The organism is Pseudomonas sp. c313, from assembly GCF_055407145.1.
This window is the reverse complement of the sequence record NZ_JBUZRD010000005.1, coordinates 342,628-359,575: the sequence shown is the minus strand read 5'-3', so window position 1 is coordinate 359,575 and position 16,948 is coordinate 342,628. Positions and strand designations below refer to the sequence as shown.

Here is a 16,948-nt window from a genome sequence, read left to right as displayed (position 1 = left end):
GTTTCCAGGGGACGATGAGCCGACATCCTACGAACATGACAACGGTTTCGTTCGGGTCGTGCGCCGTGGTAACGCGGTCTGGAAATACCAGCGTAACGACCAGGGCGATATCACCCGCAAGACTGACCCTGACGGCAACTTCACCGACTACACCTACAACAAACACGGAAAGCTCACCGGCGTCTGGCATCCGGATAACAGCAGTCAGCGCCTGACCTGGAATGAGCGTGGCCAGCTCACCGAGGAACAGCTGGCTAATGGGGGTGTACGGCGTTATCGCTATGACGACCTGGGGCGGCAGGTTGCGGTAGAGGATGAGCATGGCACGCTGACCCAGTACCAGTGGGGCGCCGTAGGTCGCTTGCTGAAGGTGATTCAGCCAGGAGGCGCCACCCGCGAATTCAGCTACAACCCCTACGGAAAAATCACCGCCGAGCGCGATGAACTGGGCCGTGTCACCCGTTACGAGTACGCCGACGGCCTGCACCTGATCAGCCGTCGTATCAATCCCGATGGCACACAACTCAGTTACCGCTACGACAATGCTCGGTTGTTACTGACCGAGATTGAAAACGAGGTTGGCGAAACCTATCAGCTCGCCTACCACGCCAACGGCCTGATCCAGCAGGAGACCGGCTTTGATGGCCGGCGCACGGCCTACGCCTACGACCTCAACGGCCACCTGCTGGAGAAGACCGAGTACGGCGATGATGACAGTCAGCTGGTTACCCGATATGAGCGCGATAGTGCCGGCAGACTCGTCAGAAAAACCCTGCCCGACCGCAGCATTGTCGATTACACCTACGACCGCCTCGGCAATCTGCTCTGCGTCGACGACGGCCACTGGCCGCTCAATTACGAATATGACACCCAGGACCGCCTCACCGCCGAACACCAAGGCTGGGGCACCTTGCGCTATCGCTACGACGCCTGCGGCCAACTCAACTACCTGCGCCTGCCGGACAACAACCGGCTCACCTTTCATCACGATAAGGGCGGCCATCTCGCCACCATCGAGCTCAACGGCAAAACGCTCACCTCGCACCTGTTCAAATCAGGCCGCGAACACCAGCGCCAGCAAGGCCAACTCCTCAGCCACTACCACTACGACGACCAAGGCCGCCTGCACGCCCACGCCCTGACTCAACAAGAACAACGCCACTACCGCCGCCAATACGATTACGACAAGCGCGGCAACCTGACCCGCATCCTCGACACCCGCAAAGGCCAGCACGACTACCACTACGATCCCCTGGACCGCCTAACCCGCACCAACCACTCACAAGACCTGCAAGAACGCTTCGCCCACGACCCGGCCGGCAACCTGCTGATGCAAGACCGCATGGGCCCCGGCGTGATCAAAGGCAACCGCCTGCTGATGCAAGGCGATCGCCACTACGACTACGACGCCTTCGGCAACCTCCTGCGCGAACGCCGAGGTCGCGCCCAGCAACTGGTCACCGAATACCGCTACGACTGCCAACACCGCCTGATCGCCGTCACCCAACCCGACGGCACCCAAGCCAGCTACCGCTACGACCCTTTTGGTCGGCGCATAGCCAAAACCCTCAACGACCAAACCACCGAATTCTTCTGGCAAGGCGACACGTTGATCGCCGAACACAGCGCCGATCATCACCAAAGCTACATCTACGAACCCAACAGCTTCCGCCCGTTAGCCCTGCTTGAAGGCTTTGGCCCAGAAGCCACCAGCCCCTTCCACTACCAACTCGACCACCTCGGCACGCCACAAGAACTCACCGCCCCCAACGGCGAAATCGTCTGGTCCGCCCACTACCGCGCCTACGGCCAAATCGCCCGGCTGGACGTCAACACCGTCAACAACCCGCTGCGCTTCCAGGGCCAATACTTCGACCAGGAAAGCGGGCTGCACTACAACCGCCATCGCTACTACAATCCCGACAACGGCCGCTACCTGACGCCCGACCCGGTGAAACTGGCGGGCGGGCTGAACGGATATCAATATGTGCCTAACCCTACGGGGTGGGTTGATCCGTTGGGGTTGAGTACGTGTCCGGGTGGGGATGGGTGTAAGCCGACACACCTCAGCGAAGATCCGGCGGGCAAAGCCAAGGTAAACGAAGGCGACGTAGAGCCGCCTAAAGGTTTCGATAGTAAGCTCTCAAGAAATGGAGCTTTTAGAAGAGCCAAAGAGATTGGTGGTATTCCACAAAGTACACAGCCTATAGAGGTTCAACGGGATAAGATCCGTGATCAAGATAAATACATATCGGGAAGAGTATACGTTTTCAGCCTTAGAGAAAGTCATGTCACTAAAATTTATGAGCACTCCCTAGGTCATGTAGAGGGCAATCACGGACCACACTTCAACACAAAAAATACCGTCCATGGATTAAAGGTGCCTTTAAGGGTTGGAGACGACTCACATACATATTTCAAGGAGAACCCATGAAAACAGCATATCTAAATGAGACTGGAATAAAACCTTGGAACCAGATAGAACAGATAAGTGATGCTCGATTTTCCACATTAACCTTAATTGATCATGACTTCGAATGCGTTTGGAGCTCTTGGTGCAACGTAGCCGAGTGCTTGGTTGAAAAATGGCCGATTAAACGGGAATGGAGGTCGATAGGATGGGGCAATTTTTTCTCAAAGACTGAGGAGTACCTACTAAAAAAGAGATTGACCAGTCAGAAAGAGGAAGGAGATCTATTCGGAAAAAATGAGAACACCAACATATACTCCATAATAAAAAATCTTCCAACCCACCCCAAACAAATTATAAATTCGACATTTGAAGCTTCTAGCGAAGCGGTTTTAGTGATGCAAAAAGCAGGGGCTGTAATAGAGCAGCTTTGGACCGACATGACCGTCTTCGAAAAAAGAGTCACAACCAAAAACATAAATATATTCCTTGAAAATTATGCGCAAGTAGTTCTTTGTAGGTTTTTTGACTCAGAGACACATGCTGCTGTTCAATTTATAAGCGCGGCTGAATTTCAAGCAGAATTAGTCGATGCAATCAAAAAAAACGAAATCCAAGAAATAACCCAAGAGAGCGTCTACAACTATATCCACAGTTAAGCAAACGGATAAAGAGGGACGGGCATATTTACTCATGAAACAAGCTTTATATCTGGCGAAAACACCCAGGAAAACTCTGAAAAAGACTTCCCAATCTGGTGAAATACCCGCCTCACACCAATTGAACGGTTGAGCCCCGATGAAACTGATGTCCTTCGCCGATGCCAAGTACACCGGCAAACGTAAGCAGACCCATCGCGAGCGCTTCCTGATTGAGATGAAGGGATTTTACAGAGTTGATGATTGATTCAGCTGTTTTGTTCCACCGGAAAGGCTGAGCTAAAAGTTAATTGTGAGCCTCAATAAATTGACGGATAGCTGCTTTTAGTTCGGCCACGCTGGTGAAGACGCCACGATACAGCGCCTGTCTTTCCAGTTGAGCGAAGCTGCCTTCCACTGCGTTCATCCACGAGGCACTTGTTGGTGTGAAGTGCAGTTTGAAACGCGGGTGTTTTTCTAGCCATGCTTGATGGCAGCCGTTTTGTGAGTCGAGTTGCTGTCCAGAATGACGTGCAGATCAAACTCTGCAGGAGTGCACGGTCGATCTGCTGCAAAAAGGCCAAAACCCGTGTGTCGGCTATTACCTGGAAAACATAACCCCGTCACGCCCCATCGCCCGAACTGCTGCCAGATGAACCTGAGGCTCAGCCGTCTCTGACTCCAGCAACAACTGCGAACCCACCACCCTCGCCCCACAATAATCAAAAATCCCATGGTCAATTTGCGTGCGCATGGCCTCGGCATAACCATGGCGCTCATAAGTACCGCCATCGGCGCCGCCCACGCCGATCAACTGCACGTGCAGGTGTCCGAGCTTTTTCACCAGCTTGGCGTCGAGGCTGAAATCGAAGGCCCAGCCGTTGGCAAAGACCCGGTCAATCCAGCCCTTGAGCAACGCTGGCATGGACCACCAGTAGACCGGGAACACCAGTACCAGCGCATCGGCGCGGTCGATCCGTGCTTGTTCGGCGAGGACATCGGCGGGTGGCGTTGCCTGGGTGCGGTGGACGGCGTGATCGGCCAGGGTGAAACGTGGGTCGAAGCCTTCGGCGGCCAGGTCGGCGATGTCGAACGTATCGCCGGACAGGGCCAGGCCTTCGGCCAATTGTGTGGCGAGGCTATGGGTGAGGGACTGAGGGTCGTGGTGAGCAACAACGATAAGCGCGTGCATGGCGAAGACTCCGGTGCAATTTGCGAGCAGAAGGCGAACCGTATAGGCTGGACATAAGTTACCTCTGGTAAGTTACTTTTGGTATATAGTCATGTCAAGCACCGAAACGAACACCCCGCCCCCCCGCCGTCGCCTGGCGCGGGAGGATCGCCTGCGTCAGTTGCTGGACGTCGCCTGGCAGCTGGTTCGCGAAGAAGGCACCGAAGCACTGACCCTTGGTCGACTGGCAGAAATGGCAGGCGTGACCAAACCGGTGGTGTATGACCACTTCACCACGCGGTCCGGCCTGTTGGCGGCGCTGTATGAGGATTTTGACGGACGCCAGAACCAGTTGATGGCCTGTGCCCTGGAGGCCAGCGAACCGACCCTTGATGAGCGCGCGTGGGTGATCGCTTCGTCCTATGTCGACTGCGTGCTGCTCCAGGGCAGGGAAATACCGGGCGTGATCGCCGCACTGAGCAGTTCGCCGGAGCTGGAAACCCTCAAGCGCGAGTACGAGATGATTTTCATGGAGAAGTGCCGCGCCACCCTCGCCCCTTTTGCAGTGTCAGGTGCCATTTCCCAGGCGAGCCTGCGGGCAATGCTCGGCGCGGCCGAGGCGTTGTCCCATGCGGCTGCCAGCGGTGAAATCAGCCCGCTGGAGGCGCAGGAAGAACTGTTTGCCAACATCAAGGCGATGGTCAATCGCAGTGCGCACCTGGAAAATTAAGGGGGCGTTTTTTTCAGTCCTCGCCCAAACGCCCGCGCACAAAACCCTGGGCCTTGCGCGTCATTTGGTCGAAGTGCCGGTCCCGCTGTTTCTCGGCGTCGACCATTGCCCGCTTGCCGTGTTTTTGCAGCAGATAGGTGTGAATTTGCCGCACTTCCAACGAGCTGTAGACCGACGCCACATCCAACAGCCCCATCAAGCCCTCGGTGCTGTAGTCGCGGGTGTTCATCAACACCTGAGTGCCGCGTACGCCCCGGACCTGAAAGCCCATGGATTCAAACGCCGGTACCTTTTCCACGGCGCAGGTCAGCTCGGCATGGGGGTAGCGAGCGAGCATGTCCTGCATCATCGCTCGCGACACGCCCTGGCGCCGATGACTGGCATGCACCGCCATATAGGCCACGCCGCATGCGTCGGGGTCGCCCTTGACCGGCAGGTACAGCAAAAAGCCGATGACCTGTGCCGGGTCCTGCTCGTCCACGGCGACGATCAGTTCAACCGCAATCCCCTTCGAGCCGCCGACCGCTTCCAGGTACAGGTGCACTTCGTACCCGATCGTATATTGGTAGACGTTGTAGAGCAGGTTGCTCGGCGCGATGGCAACCATGCTGATATCAGTCAGATAGTCGACCACCATCTGCAAAATCTGGCTGTTGATGTGCTCGGGGCACGGGGTTTCATAGTGGGTAAGGCTGAACATTGAATTCCTGTTTCCTGGTGTGTCGCATCAAGGCTGGGCAGAGTGTACCTGTTGCAGCAACACCTCGACGCAAAGGCTGCCGTCGACCCGCAGTGAAGGTTGGGTCAATTGCTTGAACCACGCTTCATGCCGTGGCCGGCTGCGCCCCGCAAATATGGCAGTTTCATAGCCAGCGGCCCACACCAGGAAGGCCGCATGGGTGGCGTACATATCCCCGCCAGGCGCAATACGTGCACCATAACGCTGGGCCTCGCGCGATTGCAGGCGTTCCACTCGCAGGGGCGTCGGTGTATCGACGAACACCACAAGGTCAGCGCTCTGGATCAGTTCGTCGCCCCAGCCATCCAATGATCCGGAAACGACCCAAGGCCCATCCGCCAACGCCTGTTTGAGCAAGTTGACACGCTCCGTCGGTGGCCGCGATTGCACATAAGGAGGGTCGGTGGGGTACCAGTAATAGTCATCCACATCGATATGAGGCAGTTGAAGAGCCGAAGCCAACGCTCGGCCCAAGGTGGTAACGCCAGCACCTGAGGCGCCTGTCAGGTAGAGGCGTTGGTTCACTGCGCACACACCTCGCGCAGGCAACCGCGCAACCAGCGGTGCGCCAAATCGGCATCCAGGCGTGGGTGCCAGAGCATTGCCACACTGAACACCGGCAACTCGACCGGCAACGCAAAACTATACAGACCATCGCGCAGGCCGCTGGTGTGTCGCTCAGGGACGCTGGCGATCAGGTCGGTGCTGCGCGCCAGAGCCAGTGCGGTAGAGAAACCGGAGACGATGGTGACGATTTCTCGCGTCAGTTCGAGAGACTCAAGAGCATCGTCAATCTGCCCCCGGTCGCGCCCGCGTCGGGACACGTAGATGTGCTTGCCTGCCGCATAGCGGGCCAGCGTGATTTTGCCCTCGCTCAGCGGATGATCACTGCGCACCACGCCGATAAAACGGTCGCGAAACAGCGCCTGGGTCAACACCTCGGGGCTGGCGTTACTGTCGACTACGCCGGTCTCCAGGTCGACGCTGCCGTCGCGCAAGGGCGTGCTGTCCTTGTCCGGCTTGTGCACGAAGCGCAACCGCACGCCGGGGGCTTGTTCGGCGACACGGGCGAGCAGTGCCGGGCCGAAGCTTTCGACAAAGCCTTCGCTGGTGCGCAGGGTGAAGGTGCGCACCAAGTGTTTAAGGTCCAGAGTCTGGGCCGGACGCAGCACCGCCTCGGCGTCCTGCACCAACTGGCTGACCTGTTCGCGCAGCTCAAGGGCACGCGGTGTCGGCACCAGGCCGCGACCGGCGCGCACCAGCAGCGGATCGCCGGTGGTCTCACGCAAGCGCGCCAGGGCTCGGCTCATCGCCGACGGGCTCAGGCGTAAACGCTGTGCGGCACGGGCGACGCTGCCTTCGGCAAGCAACACGTCCAGGGTAACCAGCAGATTGAAATCGGGGGTCGACACGGGGCAATCCTCACAAGGCGTCAGGCGCAAGCATAGAGTGCAACTGCTGCGTCTTCCGCCATGTTAGGCGAGGGCGTAACTTTCTGACAGCTGTCCGTTTGGCAGTGGTCAGAACAAGGAACCACCCATGACATCCCTAACCCCTCGCGGCGCCCTCGCCAGCCTGTCGCTGTCCATGCTGCTGGCGTCCCTGGGCACCAGCATCGCCAATGTCGGCCTGCCAAGCCTGGCCCAGGCTTTTGATGCGTCATTGCAGGCGGTGCAATGGGTCGTCCTGGCTTACCTGCTGGCAATTACTGCGGTGATTGTCAGTGTCGGCCGACTGGGTGATCGCCTAGGCCGCCGCCGTCTGTTGTTGGCGGGGCTGGGACTGTTCACCCTGGCCTGCGCACTGTGCGGTGCCGCGCCTTCTCTGGGACTGCTGATAGGCGCACGCGCTCTGCAAGGTCTCGGTGCGGCAACCATGATGGCAATGACGATGGCCCTGGTCGGCGAGACGGTACCCAAAGACCGGGCCGGCCACGCCATGGGTTTACTGGGCACGATGTCTGCCATTGGCACCGCACTGGGGCCAGGTATTGGCGGCGTGTTGATCGCTGGATGGGACTGGCAGGCGTTGTTCTTCTTCATGGTGCCGCTGGGCGTGCTGACGTTTGCCCTCACCCGCCGCTATCTGATGGTCGACTGTAATGAGCAGAATTCGACGCGAGTCGATTTCAATTTTTTGTCGGTGTTACGCGACGCGCCGCTAAGAGCCGGGCTTTGCATGAGTACGCTGGTCTCTGCCGTCATGATGACAACGCTGGTGGCCGGGCCGTTCTACCTGACCCATGGCGTAGGGCTTGACCCGGCCTCAATGGGCTTGGTGATGGCGATCGGGCCATGCATTGTTGCGCTAGTGGGAATACCTGCGGGCCGTCTGACCGATCGTTTTGGTGGCCATCCCATGACCCTCGCCGGCCTGGCTTGCATGCTTGGCGGCTGCCTGTTGCTGGCGCTGACGCCGCTGAATCTGGGCGTTACCGGGTATATCGGCGCCCTCGCCATCCTCACCCTCGGCTACGCCCAGTTCCTGACGGCCAACAACACCAAAGTGATGAGCGATGTGGCGACGGATCGACGCGGTGTGATCGCAGGCCTGCTAAACCTGTCGCGCAACCTTGGGCTGATCACTGGGGCTTGGGCGCTGGGCGCGGTCTTCGCCTTGGCCACGGGCGACATCACCACCGCCACACCTGAAGCGGTTGGCAGCGGCCTGCGCATTACCTTCGCCGTGGCGCTGGGGTTGATCGGCGCGGCGTTGCTGATTGCCTTGAGCCATCGCTCGGCAGCCACCCAGCTTTCAAGGTCGCCTTGACAAGAGAAAATCACAGCGGCTATTGCCTGGCAACCTGACCACTAAGGTTTTGCTTCCATGCTTGAACTCCAGCGCCCTGATTCGCTCGTCGTGCGTGTCGTCAACGCCATTCGTACCGAGATCGATTCCGGACAGCTCTCGCCCGAGTCACGCCTACCCACCGAGCAACAGTTGGCCGAACAGCTCAACGTCAGCCGCTCCGTGGTGCGCGAAGCCATTGCCCAGCTCAAGGCCGATGGCGTACTGACTGCCCGCGCGGCCTGGGCTCATTCATTTCGCAGGGGACCATTAATCGCCTCGGTGCTAGTGGTGGTGTTTGCCCTGTTTGATCAGGGCCGAAAGCACTCGGCGTTCAAGAACTGACCAAAAAACTGACCAACGGGTGCATGGATGCCCCTTCATCGCGCATCATGGGCACTTTTAAGCTCAAGGATAACGTCCATGCGCGTGCTGTCATTGATGATGGGGTTTACGACGCTGGCTGCCAGTCTGGTGTTCTGCACCCAGGCGTCGGCGAGCGAAGAAAGCCAATTGGTGGACTCGATCAACCAGTACCGCAGCCAGGTGCAACGTTGTGGCGACCAAGGTTCCCAGGAGTTGCCCCCTCTGGCCACCGATGCGCGCCTGGTGCTGCCGGTCAACAACGCCGGCGACCTGCAACAGGCGCTGGCGCGGGCGGCGTACCCGATGGTCAACGTCCAGGCCATCAGCCTGTCCGGCCCGCGGGACGCCCAATCCGCCATGAAGGCCGTTCGCGAAAGCTTCTGCCGGGTGGTGCTGGACCCACAATTCGTCGACATCGGCGTGAGCAATAATGGCCAGGACTGGCGCATCGTGCTGGCCCGTCCGCTACTGACCAGCGGCCTGGGTAGCTCGCAGGCTGCCGGCCAGCAAGTGCTGGAGATGATCAACGCCGCCCGCAATCAGCCGCGCCAATGTGGCGGGCAAGCCTTTGCAGCGACCACACCACTGGCCTGGAACACCCAACTTGCCAGCGCCGCCGACAGCCACTCGCGCAACATGGCCAACAACAATTTCTTCGATCACCTTGACCGCGACGGTCGTACGCCGGGCGACCGAGCGGAACTGGCGGGCTATATCGGCCAGGCAATCAGCGAAAACATCGCCGCCGGCCTGGACACCCCACGCAAGGTGGTCGACGGCTGGCTCGCCAGCCCTGGCCATTGCGCCAACCTGATGAATCCACAGTTGCGCGAATTGGGCGCTGCTTATGGACTTGATCCGAAAAGTGATGCGGGAATTTATTGGACGGGGTTGTTCGGGGTGCAGTAAATGGGTGACGGAACGCGATGGACGGCCAGGCACTCGGGTGCTGGCCAAGGCGATGCGCAAGGATTGAGCACGCTCTACGACGCCACCGCTACCTGATTGCGCCCTTGGGCCTTGGCGCGATACAGCGCTTTGTCGGCGGTGTTTATCAGGCCGTGCAGATCGTCGTCCACTGATTGTGTCGAGGCGACACCGAGGCTGGCTGTCAGGCCAAGTACCGGTTCGGTAATCAAGCCCGCGATGGCGCGGATCAGTTGCTCGGCAATGTCCCGCGCCACCTCGACAGTGGTGTCCGGCAGCAGCACCGCGAACTCCTCGCCACCCAGGCGACCATAAACATCAGCCTGGCGAAACGACGCACTGATCACCCCGCCGATCTGGCGCAACACCTGATCGCCGGCCTGGTGGCCGTAGGTATCGTTGATGGCCTTGAAGTGATCCATATCCAGCATCAACACACACAACGGCTGTTGGTTGCGTTTGCACTGGTTATACAACAGCTGGGCATGCTCGAAGAAAGCCCGGCGGTTCATCAGGCCGGTGAGTTCATCGGTCTGTGCGGCACGGGTGGAAATGTTGTGGGCCCGCTCCATTTCCCGGGTCAGGCGAAAGGCAGTCTCCAAGGCCTCGGACAATTTGCGCGTGGCGCCCACCACAAACGAAGAGAAAACCAGAACCGCCATGGCCATGCCCACTTGCATCGATGACGGTTGAAACAGTAGCCACAGGGTGCAGGGCAACAACACCAGGCCGATGGACACCAGCGTCATGTAACGGTATGCCGAGTAACACGACACCGCGCTGACCGACATGCCCACGGCAAATAGCATGACCAGCGCCTGGGACAGCCGATCGTCGGTGGGCATCACCGCAAACGCGCCTGCCCCCCAGATCCCGGCGGATAGCACCAGGGTGCTCCAGTAGCGGCGCTCCCAGCGCTGGGGCGTGCGTTCACTTTTCGGGCTGCGAAAATAGGCCATGAACATCGCGACACGCAGCAGCGTCGCCCCCGCCAGCAGCACCAGCCAGCTGACCATGACGCTGTGCTCAAACCGGTCCCAGCACAACCAACAGAGCATGGCCGCGGCCATATAACTGCCGAAAACAGCAAAAAATGATTGGCGAAACAACTGGTGCAGTCGATCAGTGCGCACCTGTTCCTCTATGGAAAAATCCTGGTCCTGCCCACGCCCAAGGCCATTCATTTGATCCGCCTGATCATAATGCAGCGCCAAAATGGCATTGTGGCATCATGCCAGCAGACGGAACAGCAGAATCAAGCCGATCCGGGCCGGGAAAGCGCTTGCTAAAGCGTGCGGATGAAGCTTTCGCGGGTAAAGCAGCGTCAACCCACTCGCCCGGCCACCGCGCTCGTCACAAACCGGTTCCGCAAATTCGAGAGCTGGTAGGCGATGGCCAGCCAGATAAACCACGCTGGCATCACGCACAGCGCCAATCGTGTATCCGGCCGCAAGGCCAGTAAGCACAGCACAAACGCCAGGAACGCCAGGGAGAACCAGGCCATCGGCACCCCGCCCGGCATTTTGTAAAGCGATTGTGCATGCAGGTCAGGTCTTTTTTTGCGGTAGGCAATGTAGGACGCCAGGATGGTCGACCAGGTAAAGATCACCAGGATCGCCGACACCGTCGAGACGATGGTAAAGGCGGTCATCACTTGCGGGACGATAAACAGCAGCAACACCCCCAGCAGCATCAGGAAGGTAGTGAAGGCCAGGCTGATAAACGGCACGCTGTTTTTCGACAGCCGGCGGAAGATCCCCGGCGCATTGCCCAGGTCCGCCAGGCCAAACAGCATGCGGCTGGCAGAGAACACCCCACTGTTGGCGGACGATGCCGCCGAGGTCAGCACCACAAAGTTGACGATACCGGCCGCCGCCGGAAAGCCCGCGATCAGGAACAGTTCAACAAACGGACTCTTGCTCGGCGACACCTGCTGCCAGGACGTCACGGCGATGATGCAAGCCAGGGCCAGCACGTAAAACAGAATGATCCGCAGCGGTATGGAGTTGATCGCCTTGGGCAAGGTCTTTTCTGGGGAGCGGGTTTCGGCGGCCGCGGTGCCGATCAGTTCAGTACCCGCAAAGGAAAAGATCGCCATCTGGAAACCGGCGAAGAAGCCAAACAAGCCGTTGGGAAATGCCGCCTGTTTATCCAGCAGGTTTGTCAGGGATGCGGTAACGCCGGTAGGCGATACAAAAGAGCTGGCGATCAGCGCCACACTCACACCGATCAAGGTGACGACGGCAATGATCTTGATGATCGCGAACCAGAACTCCACTTCGCCGAACAGTTTGACAGTCAGTACGTTCAAGGCGAACAACGTCAGCATCATGCCAATGGCGGGAATCCAGGCGGGCACATCGGGGAACCAGTACTGGAAAAACCCGCCCACCACCACCGCATCCCCCACCACTGCCACGCTCCAACTCAACCAATAAGACCAGCCGAGAAAGAACGCCGCGCGCGGCCCGAGGTAAGCGCCGGCAAAGTCGGCGAAGCTTTTGAAGTTCAGGTTGGATAACAGCAACTCGCCCATGGCACGCATGACGAAGTACACGAACAGGCCGATGATCATGTAGATCAGGATGATCGAGGTGCCGGACAGGGCAATGATCTTGCCGGAGCCCATGAACAGGCCGGTGCCGATCGCCCCGCCCATGGCCATGAGTTGAATATGACGATTGCTCAAGGTGCGCTGCAACGCAGGCTTTTCGATTAGCCCAGGCGTAGTTGTTTTCATCACAAAACCTCTTGATCTTATGTTTTTGAGTTTTGGCAGAAAAATATCGGGCGATTTTTATTGTGGGTGGGGCTGGGGCTCACAGGTCAACTTTCAGGCATGTTTGCTTTCATAGCCTCGCAGCACGTTGACTGCATTGATGCCAATCTCATCGACCATGTAGCCGCCCTCCATCACAAAGAGCGTGGGCACGCCTACGCTGGCGATAATTTCGCCCATGCCGGTGAAGTCATGACTTTCCAGGAGGAAATGGCTGATGGGGTCGTCCTTGAAGGTGTCGACGCCCAGGGAAATCACCAGCACTTCAGGCGCGAAGTTGCGCAGCTTTTGGCAGGCGTCGATCAAGGCCGTTTTGTAGGTTGGCCAGGTGGTGTTTTTCGGCAACGGGTAATTCAGGTTGAACCCCTCGCCCGCACCGGCACCGCGTTCGGTACTGAACCCGGAAAAATAGGGATAGGACACCGATGGCTCGCCATGCAGGGAGACAAACATCACGTCGCTGCGATCAAAGAAGATGTTTTGTGTGCCATTGCCATGGTGGAAATCCACGTCCAGCACCGCGACACGTTTGGCTCCTTGGGTTATCGCCTGTTGCGCCGCGATGGCCGCGTTGTTCAGGTAGCAATAGCCGCCCATGTATTCCCGCGCGGCGTGGTGGCCGGGCGGACGGCACAGGGCGAAGGCACTGTTGTGACCCTCGTCGATCAAGGCCAGGCCAGTGAGCGCAATGTCGGCGTTAGTCTTGACCGCTTCCCAGGTGGTCGCGGTAATCGGCGAGCCGGCATCCATGGCGAAGAAGCCGAGCTTGCCGTCGATAAAATCGGGAGCCTGATCGTTGGCCAGGTCGCGAACCGGCCAGACTAGCGGCAATGCGTCATGGCTGCGGCCGATGGCCGTCCATTGCGCCCAGGCCGTTTCCAGAAAGGACACATAGCGCTCGCTGTGGGCATTGACGTAGCACGAACGGTCGAACGTGCGCGGGACGATGATATCGCCCAGTTCTACCTGCCTGACGCGGTCGCGAACGGTGTCCGCCCTGCTCGGCTGCTCGAAAGACGGCTTGAGCACGCCGTCCTTCAATTCGGTGCCATGGTGCAAACGATGGGAGTCGCTAAAAATAGTCAGCATGGGTACATATCCGCCTAATGAGATCCAGGCGTCTATTTTGTTCTGGCCGCAAGGGGCTTTCTTTGCTTTTACTTCTCGTGATGCTAGCGTAATCGGGAATATTTTCCCCAAAGACATTCAATAATGAAAAAAACAACCAAGCGTGCCGCACTTGACGATACCGACCTTGCGATCCTCGCCCTGCTGCAGGAAGACGCCAGTATCTCCAACGCCGAACTGAGCGAGCGCCTGTCCCTGAGCCTCACTCCTTGCTGGCGACGGCGTAAACGCTTGGAAGAAGAAGGCGTGATCAAGGACTACCAGGCCAACCTGGACCGACGCAAGCTGGGCCTGGATATCATGGCCTTCGTGCATATCCGCTTTGCCACCCACACCGACCACACCCCTGAAGCCTTCGAAGCGGTGATCAAGCAACTGCCACAGGTGCAGTCGTGCCACAAGATCACTGGCGATGCCGACTATTTGTTGCAGGTGTTGGCTGAGGATCTGGACAGTTACAGTGAGTTTGTTGAAAGCGTGTTGCGGCGCCAGTTGGGGATTGCGTCGATTCAGTCGAGTTTGGCATTGCGGGAGGTGAAGACGACGAGCCGGATTGCGATTCCAGAGCGGATCAAGCAGTGAACGACAATGCCCAACCAGCCTGTGCTAACGCGCGCCGATGATCACTGTGAAGTCATAAGTCCATGTCCATCGCACATCCGACCTGATCCCGCGTCAGGGCCAGGCAAGTAGCAATGAGCCTCCGTTAACGCCCCAACGCTGCTTAGATCGCCGCGATGTCGATTTTTCTCATCCCCATCATGGCATCGAACCCCCGCCTGGCTGCCACTCGATCAGGATTTGGCTGCTCTTGTTACGCCTCTCAAGGTGTTGGCTGAGATTGATTAGTAAGGTAGGCGCTCAAGCGACGGCATGCTAAGCAAGTCATCTCGACCTTGAGTGCTCGCTTTGGGTCGATTGCAGCCATTGGTGACCGGCAGCAATCGGCCATTTGCTGCCTTTCCCTACCTTTCAATTCCGGCTGAAAAGTATCTAGCGTGGGGAGGTTTTAAGCCACGTCATAGCGCGTAAGTGCGTAGCTGCGCGCCTACCCTGGCAGCCTGAATGTTTCTTAGCTACGCTATGCCTGTCCGTTATCTTAATAGCTGGACGAGTATTCTTGGGAGACTAGAGACAACCACACTTGATTTTGATTACGAAAGAATACTTTAAATGCCTTATGAATATTTAGCCTCTCAAATCGTTCTATTTGATAAATCACCTATTAGGCAGAATTATCCATGACGAATAAACAGGTATATGATTTAACTCTCACAGATTTGAATGCATATAATGCTTGGGATTTCCCCATGGATGAGACCGTAAGAAATGAGGCTAGTGTTCGTCCCTTGCTTGCAGATGAGAAAGTTGGGGATAGGAGCTTTGTTATCAGGACCTACTTTGTAGGTAGTGATATATAGGCTATATTTATTGGGCTAGTAGTCAGGAGGTGAGACACTTACAGCCTGTATTGTTTGTTAGAGATGATTATTACATTACCTTTTGGAATGGAATGGAAATCCCCACTTGGAACGATGGGCCTTCCGAGGTGCAAGCTCTAAAAATAGCTCTTCCCATATCATATACTTCAGAGGCGCGCGATAATTTCCCGCCAGTGATCGGGGCGCTATATGGGCTCTATTATCGTGACTGCAATAAAAATATCCGCTGCATAAGTTAATAAAGAGCAGGGCATGTGAGAATATTGGCAATGGCGCGTAATCGGCGAGGTTGGTATGTCAAGCTTAGAGATGGTAAAGAGTCGTTTTGAGTCGTTGAATGGCATTCGCGCAGTGGATCCGGGTTTTATTGAAAAGCTGGAGCGTGAGTTGAAAATATCACTTCCCAGTAGTTTCAAATTGGTGGGGGATTTTTTTGACGGAAGTGGTATTTATGTTTTGCCGCTGCACCAGATCGGTTGTGAATCTCCAACTAACGTTCTTGATGAAACGAAGCGTTTGAGAAGCAGTAGCCGACTTTTATCAAACTATCTTGTGTTGGGGGAGCCTGCTGAAGGTCTGATCGTGATGGACTGCAACTCCCAATTGGGGCAAGTGCTCTGGTGTGATGCGATTGATGTTAATCGTATAGGTAAAGAAGCATTGATGACAGCACCTGAAGTATGGGGCTCCTACTTGGATTTTGTTGAGTATTTGGTTTCGGAGGAAGAGTCTGATCGACTGTAAGCAGCGCGTTAAGGCGTGTTCGACGTCGACCCATTTTCTGCTCGGGAGAAACCAGGCCCTTGATCAATTCCCAGGATGCATCGGAGAAGTCGTAACTCTTTGCCGTGCGGCCTCCAGTCAATCATGTCGGCAATTCTAACCGTACCGAAATTTCGTACAAAACCTAAAGCGAGGCCCGCCAGGAGATGAATACCGCCGTTTTGATAGACACCATTGAGCGGCCGCTTCTGGCCCAGAGTGTGTAAAAACGTTTTTCAGCGAGATTGGCGCCAAAATCAGGGTTGAAAATCGCGCATCTACGCAAAATCCAGGTCTGCCAACCAGCCGATAAACTTCAGATTTCACATAGAAGCGCGGACTTCAATTTTGACTAAGCGTTTTTACACACTCTGGGCCGGTTAGCGACGGCCTGACTTATGATCAAACCTCAGTCTGTTCCGCCATCTCCAGGGCGTCATCGACCTCAATCCCCAGATATCGAACAGTGCTCTCCAGCTTCGTATGGCCGAGCAGCAACTGAACCGCCCGTAGGTTCTTCGTTCTGCGATAGATTAGTGATGCCTTCGTACGTCTCATTGTGTGAGTGCCATACATGGCTGGATCAAGGCCTACGGCTTTCACCCAGCCTTTGACGATACGAGCGTATTGACGAGTGGATAGATGGTCTGAGGTATGTAGCCGACTAGGAAAAAGGCAGTCCTCGCTGCGTAGTTGTGCCTGATGTATCCAGGCCACGAGAGCTGACCGTGTTTGCTCAGTGATCTCAAACTGCACTGGTCGCTGCGTTTTCTGCTGCATCACCATGGCTCGTGACGATACGTGCTCGCCATGGGCGACATCGCGCACGCGGAGCTTGGTTAAGTCGCAGGCTCGAAGCTTACTGTCGATGGCCAGATCGAAGAGAGCCAGATCCCTGGTTCTTTCCGCAATTTGAAGCCTTACTCGGATGGCCCAGATATCTCTCAGTCGGAGTGGGGCTTTCTGCCCGACTAGTTTTCCTTTGTTCCAGGGCTGACGGCTGCAGGTAGCGATGATGTTCATGACAAGTCCTCCACGTGTGGAAAGACAAGGATGGCTAATCAGAGCG

General features: G+C 57.0%; 16 protein-coding genes and 3 pseudogenes. 9 read left to right on the top strand and 10 right to left on the bottom strand.

Features of this window, described 5'->3' with window-relative positions:
- Together ACZRKZ_RS17905 and ACZRKZ_RS17900 are read left to right on the top strand one after the other, a co-directional pair.
- Positions 1 to 2,434: RHS repeat-associated core domain-containing protein (locus ACZRKZ_RS17905; protein ID WP_463982298.1), on the top strand; the 2,434-nt coding region annotated here is incomplete at its 5' end.
- The gene (locus ACZRKZ_RS17900) at positions 2,431 to 3,069 is read left to right on the top strand and encodes a hypothetical protein (protein ID WP_463982297.1); all 639 of its coding nucleotides are present in this window, start codon (positions 2,431 to 2,433) and stop codon (positions 3,067 to 3,069) included. The genes ACZRKZ_RS17905 and ACZRKZ_RS17900, both read left to right, overlap by 4 nt.
- A gap of 211 nt (positions 3,070 to 3,280) precedes the next feature.
- Here the strand turns inward: ACZRKZ_RS17900 and ACZRKZ_RS17895 are convergent.
- Together ACZRKZ_RS17895 and ACZRKZ_RS17890 are read right to left on the bottom strand one after the other, a co-directional pair.
- Positions 3,281 to 3,632, bottom strand: a pseudogene (locus ACZRKZ_RS17895) (transposase); the annotation flags it as partial.
- Between the two features lie 17 nt (positions 3,633 to 3,649).
- The gene (locus ACZRKZ_RS17890; protein WP_149415070.1) at positions 3,650 to 4,240 is read right to left on the bottom strand and encodes an NAD(P)H-dependent oxidoreductase; all 591 of its coding nucleotides are present in this window, start codon (positions 4,238 to 4,240) and stop codon (positions 3,650 to 3,652) included.
- 91 nt (positions 4,241 to 4,331) lie between these two features.
- On the opposite strand from ACZRKZ_RS17890, the gene ACZRKZ_RS17885 reads away from it, so the two are divergent.
- Positions 4,332 to 4,949: a TetR/AcrR family transcriptional regulator gene (locus ACZRKZ_RS17885; RefSeq protein ID WP_463982296.1), complete on the top strand. Its 618-nt coding sequence runs from the start codon at positions 4,332 to 4,334 to the stop codon at positions 4,947 to 4,949.
- A gap of 13 nt (positions 4,950 to 4,962) precedes the next feature.
- On the opposite strand, the gene ACZRKZ_RS17880 is transcribed toward ACZRKZ_RS17885, so the two are convergent.
- The 3 genes from ACZRKZ_RS17880 to ACZRKZ_RS17870 are packed head-to-tail and all read right to left on the bottom strand — an operon-like array spanning position 4,963 to position 7,100.
- The gene (locus ACZRKZ_RS17880; RefSeq protein WP_463982295.1) at positions 4,963 to 5,649 is read right to left on the bottom strand and encodes a GNAT family N-acetyltransferase; all 687 of its coding nucleotides are present in this window, start codon (positions 5,647 to 5,649) and stop codon (positions 4,963 to 4,965) included.
- Between the two features lie 27 nt (positions 5,650 to 5,676).
- The gene (locus ACZRKZ_RS17875; RefSeq protein ID WP_463982294.1) at positions 5,677 to 6,213 is read right to left on the bottom strand and encodes an AAA family ATPase; all 537 of its coding nucleotides are present in this window, start codon (positions 6,211 to 6,213) and stop codon (positions 5,677 to 5,679) included.
- Entirely contained in the window at positions 6,210 to 7,100 is an 891-nt protein-coding gene (locus ACZRKZ_RS17870; RefSeq protein WP_463982293.1) for a LysR family transcriptional regulator, read from the bottom strand. Before ACZRKZ_RS17870 ends, ACZRKZ_RS17875 begins: the two co-directional genes overlap by 4 nt.
- A 127-nt stretch (positions 7,101 to 7,227) precedes the next feature.
- On the opposite strand from ACZRKZ_RS17870, the gene ACZRKZ_RS17865 reads away from it, so the two are divergent.
- From ACZRKZ_RS17865 to ACZRKZ_RS17855, 3 genes and pseudogenes are all read left to right on the top strand, one after another.
- Positions 7,228 to 8,457: an MFS transporter gene (locus ACZRKZ_RS17865; RefSeq protein WP_463982292.1), complete on the top strand. Its 1,230-nt coding sequence runs from the start codon at positions 7,228 to 7,230 to the stop codon at positions 8,455 to 8,457.
- Between the two features lie 57 nt (positions 8,458 to 8,514).
- Positions 8,515 to 8,780: pseudogene (locus ACZRKZ_RS17860) on the top strand (FadR/GntR family transcriptional regulator); the annotation flags it as partial.
- Positions 8,781 to 8,898: 118 nt separating this feature from the next.
- Positions 8,899 to 9,750 (top strand): CAP domain-containing protein, encoded by an 852-nt coding sequence (locus tag ACZRKZ_RS17855; RefSeq protein ID WP_463970632.1) that lies wholly within the window; start codon positions 8,899 to 8,901, stop codon positions 9,748 to 9,750.
- 74 nt (positions 9,751 to 9,824) lie between these two features.
- Here the strand turns inward: ACZRKZ_RS17855 and ACZRKZ_RS17850 are convergent, their stop codons facing one another.
- Complete coding sequence (locus ACZRKZ_RS17850) at positions 9,825 to 10,952, bottom strand: GGDEF domain-containing protein (protein ID WP_463982291.1); 1,128 nt, start codon at positions 10,950 to 10,952, stop codon at positions 9,825 to 9,827.
- On the opposite strand from ACZRKZ_RS17850, the gene ACZRKZ_RS17845 reads away from it, so the two are divergent.
- Positions 10,866 to 11,057: a hypothetical protein gene (locus ACZRKZ_RS17845; protein ID WP_463982310.1), complete on the top strand. Its 192-nt coding sequence runs from the start codon at positions 10,866 to 10,868 to the stop codon at positions 11,055 to 11,057. The genes ACZRKZ_RS17850 and ACZRKZ_RS17845 overlap by 87 nt on opposite strands.
- A gap of 35 nt (positions 11,058 to 11,092) precedes the next feature.
- On the opposite strand, the gene ACZRKZ_RS17840 is transcribed toward ACZRKZ_RS17845, so the two are convergent.
- A complete protein-coding gene (locus tag ACZRKZ_RS17840; protein WP_463982290.1) occupies positions 11,093 to 12,508 on the bottom strand; it encodes an amino acid permease in 1,416 nt (471 codons plus the stop codon).
- A 93-nt stretch (positions 12,509 to 12,601) separates the two neighbouring features.
- Positions 12,602 to 13,636: a histone deacetylase family protein gene (locus ACZRKZ_RS17835; protein ID WP_463982289.1), complete on the bottom strand. Its 1,035-nt coding sequence runs from the start codon at positions 13,634 to 13,636 to the stop codon at positions 12,602 to 12,604.
- 123 nt (positions 13,637 to 13,759) lie between these two features.
- Between ACZRKZ_RS17835 and ACZRKZ_RS17830 the strand changes: the two genes are divergently transcribed.
- Positions 13,760 to 14,257 carry an Lrp/AsnC family transcriptional regulator gene (locus ACZRKZ_RS17830; RefSeq protein WP_463970628.1) on the top strand — a complete coding sequence of 166 codons (498 nt, stop codon included), beginning with the start codon at positions 13,760 to 13,762 and terminating at the stop codon, positions 14,255 to 14,257.
- Between the two features lie 142 nt (positions 14,258 to 14,399).
- Here the strand turns inward: ACZRKZ_RS17830 and ACZRKZ_RS17825 are convergent.
- Positions 14,400 to 14,477: pseudogene (locus ACZRKZ_RS17825) on the bottom strand (VOC family protein); the annotation flags it as partial.
- 934 nt (positions 14,478 to 15,411) lie between these two features.
- On the opposite strand from ACZRKZ_RS17825, the gene ACZRKZ_RS17820 reads away from it, so the two are divergent.
- On the top strand, positions 15,412 to 15,861 hold the full coding sequence (locus ACZRKZ_RS17820) for an SMI1/KNR4 family protein (RefSeq protein WP_463982288.1): 450 nt from the start codon (positions 15,412 to 15,414) through the stop codon (positions 15,859 to 15,861).
- 420 nt (positions 15,862 to 16,281) lie between these two features.
- Here the strand turns inward: ACZRKZ_RS17820 and ACZRKZ_RS17815 are convergent, their stop codons facing one another.
- The gene (locus tag ACZRKZ_RS17815) at positions 16,282 to 16,902 is read right to left on the bottom strand and encodes a tyrosine-type recombinase/integrase (RefSeq protein WP_177000253.1); all 621 of its coding nucleotides are present in this window, start codon (positions 16,900 to 16,902) and stop codon (positions 16,282 to 16,284) included.
- Positions 16,903 to 16,948 lie beyond the last annotated feature (46 nt).

What these genes read in the sequence shown, in the direction of transcription:
- ACZRKZ_RS17840 (WP_463982290.1), bottom strand. Translation starts at nt 12,508, where the DNA reads ATGAAAACAACTACGCCTGGGCTAATCGAAAAGCCTGCGTTGCAGCGC.
- ACZRKZ_RS17855 (WP_463970632.1), top strand. Translation starts at nt 8,899, where the DNA reads ATGCGCGTGCTGTCATTGATGATGGGGTTTACGACGCTGGCTGCCAGT.
- ACZRKZ_RS17820 (WP_463982288.1), top strand. Translation starts at nt 15,412, where the DNA reads ATGTCAAGCTTAGAGATGGTAAAGAGTCGTTTTGAGTCGTTGAATGGC.
- ACZRKZ_RS17815 (WP_177000253.1), bottom strand. Translation starts at nt 16,902, where the DNA reads ATGAACATCATCGCTACCTGCAGCCGTCAGCCCTGGAACAAAGGAAAA.
- ACZRKZ_RS17865 (WP_463982292.1), top strand. Translation starts at nt 7,228, where the DNA reads ATGACATCCCTAACCCCTCGCGGCGCCCTCGCCAGCCTGTCGCTGTCC.
- ACZRKZ_RS17900 (WP_463982297.1), top strand. Translation starts at nt 2,431, where the DNA reads ATGAAAACAGCATATCTAAATGAGACTGGAATAAAACCTTGGAACCAG.
- ACZRKZ_RS17850 (WP_463982291.1), bottom strand. Translation starts at nt 10,952, where the DNA reads ATGAATGGCCTTGGGCGTGGGCAGGACCAGGATTTTTCCATAGAGGAA.
- ACZRKZ_RS17835 (WP_463982289.1), bottom strand. Translation starts at nt 13,636, where the DNA reads ATGCTGACTATTTTTAGCGACTCCCATCGTTTGCACCATGGCACCGAA.
- ACZRKZ_RS17890 (WP_149415070.1), bottom strand. Translation starts at nt 4,240, where the DNA reads ATGCACGCGCTTATCGTTGTTGCTCACCACGACCCTCAGTCCCTCACC.
- ACZRKZ_RS17830 (WP_463970628.1), top strand. Translation starts at nt 13,760, where the DNA reads ATGAAAAAAACAACCAAGCGTGCCGCACTTGACGATACCGACCTTGCG.
- ACZRKZ_RS17880 (WP_463982295.1), bottom strand. Translation starts at nt 5,649, where the DNA reads ATGTTCAGCCTTACCCACTATGAAACCCCGTGCCCCGAGCACATCAAC.
- ACZRKZ_RS17885 (WP_463982296.1), top strand. Translation starts at nt 4,332, where the DNA reads ATGTCAAGCACCGAAACGAACACCCCGCCCCCCCGCCGTCGCCTGGCG.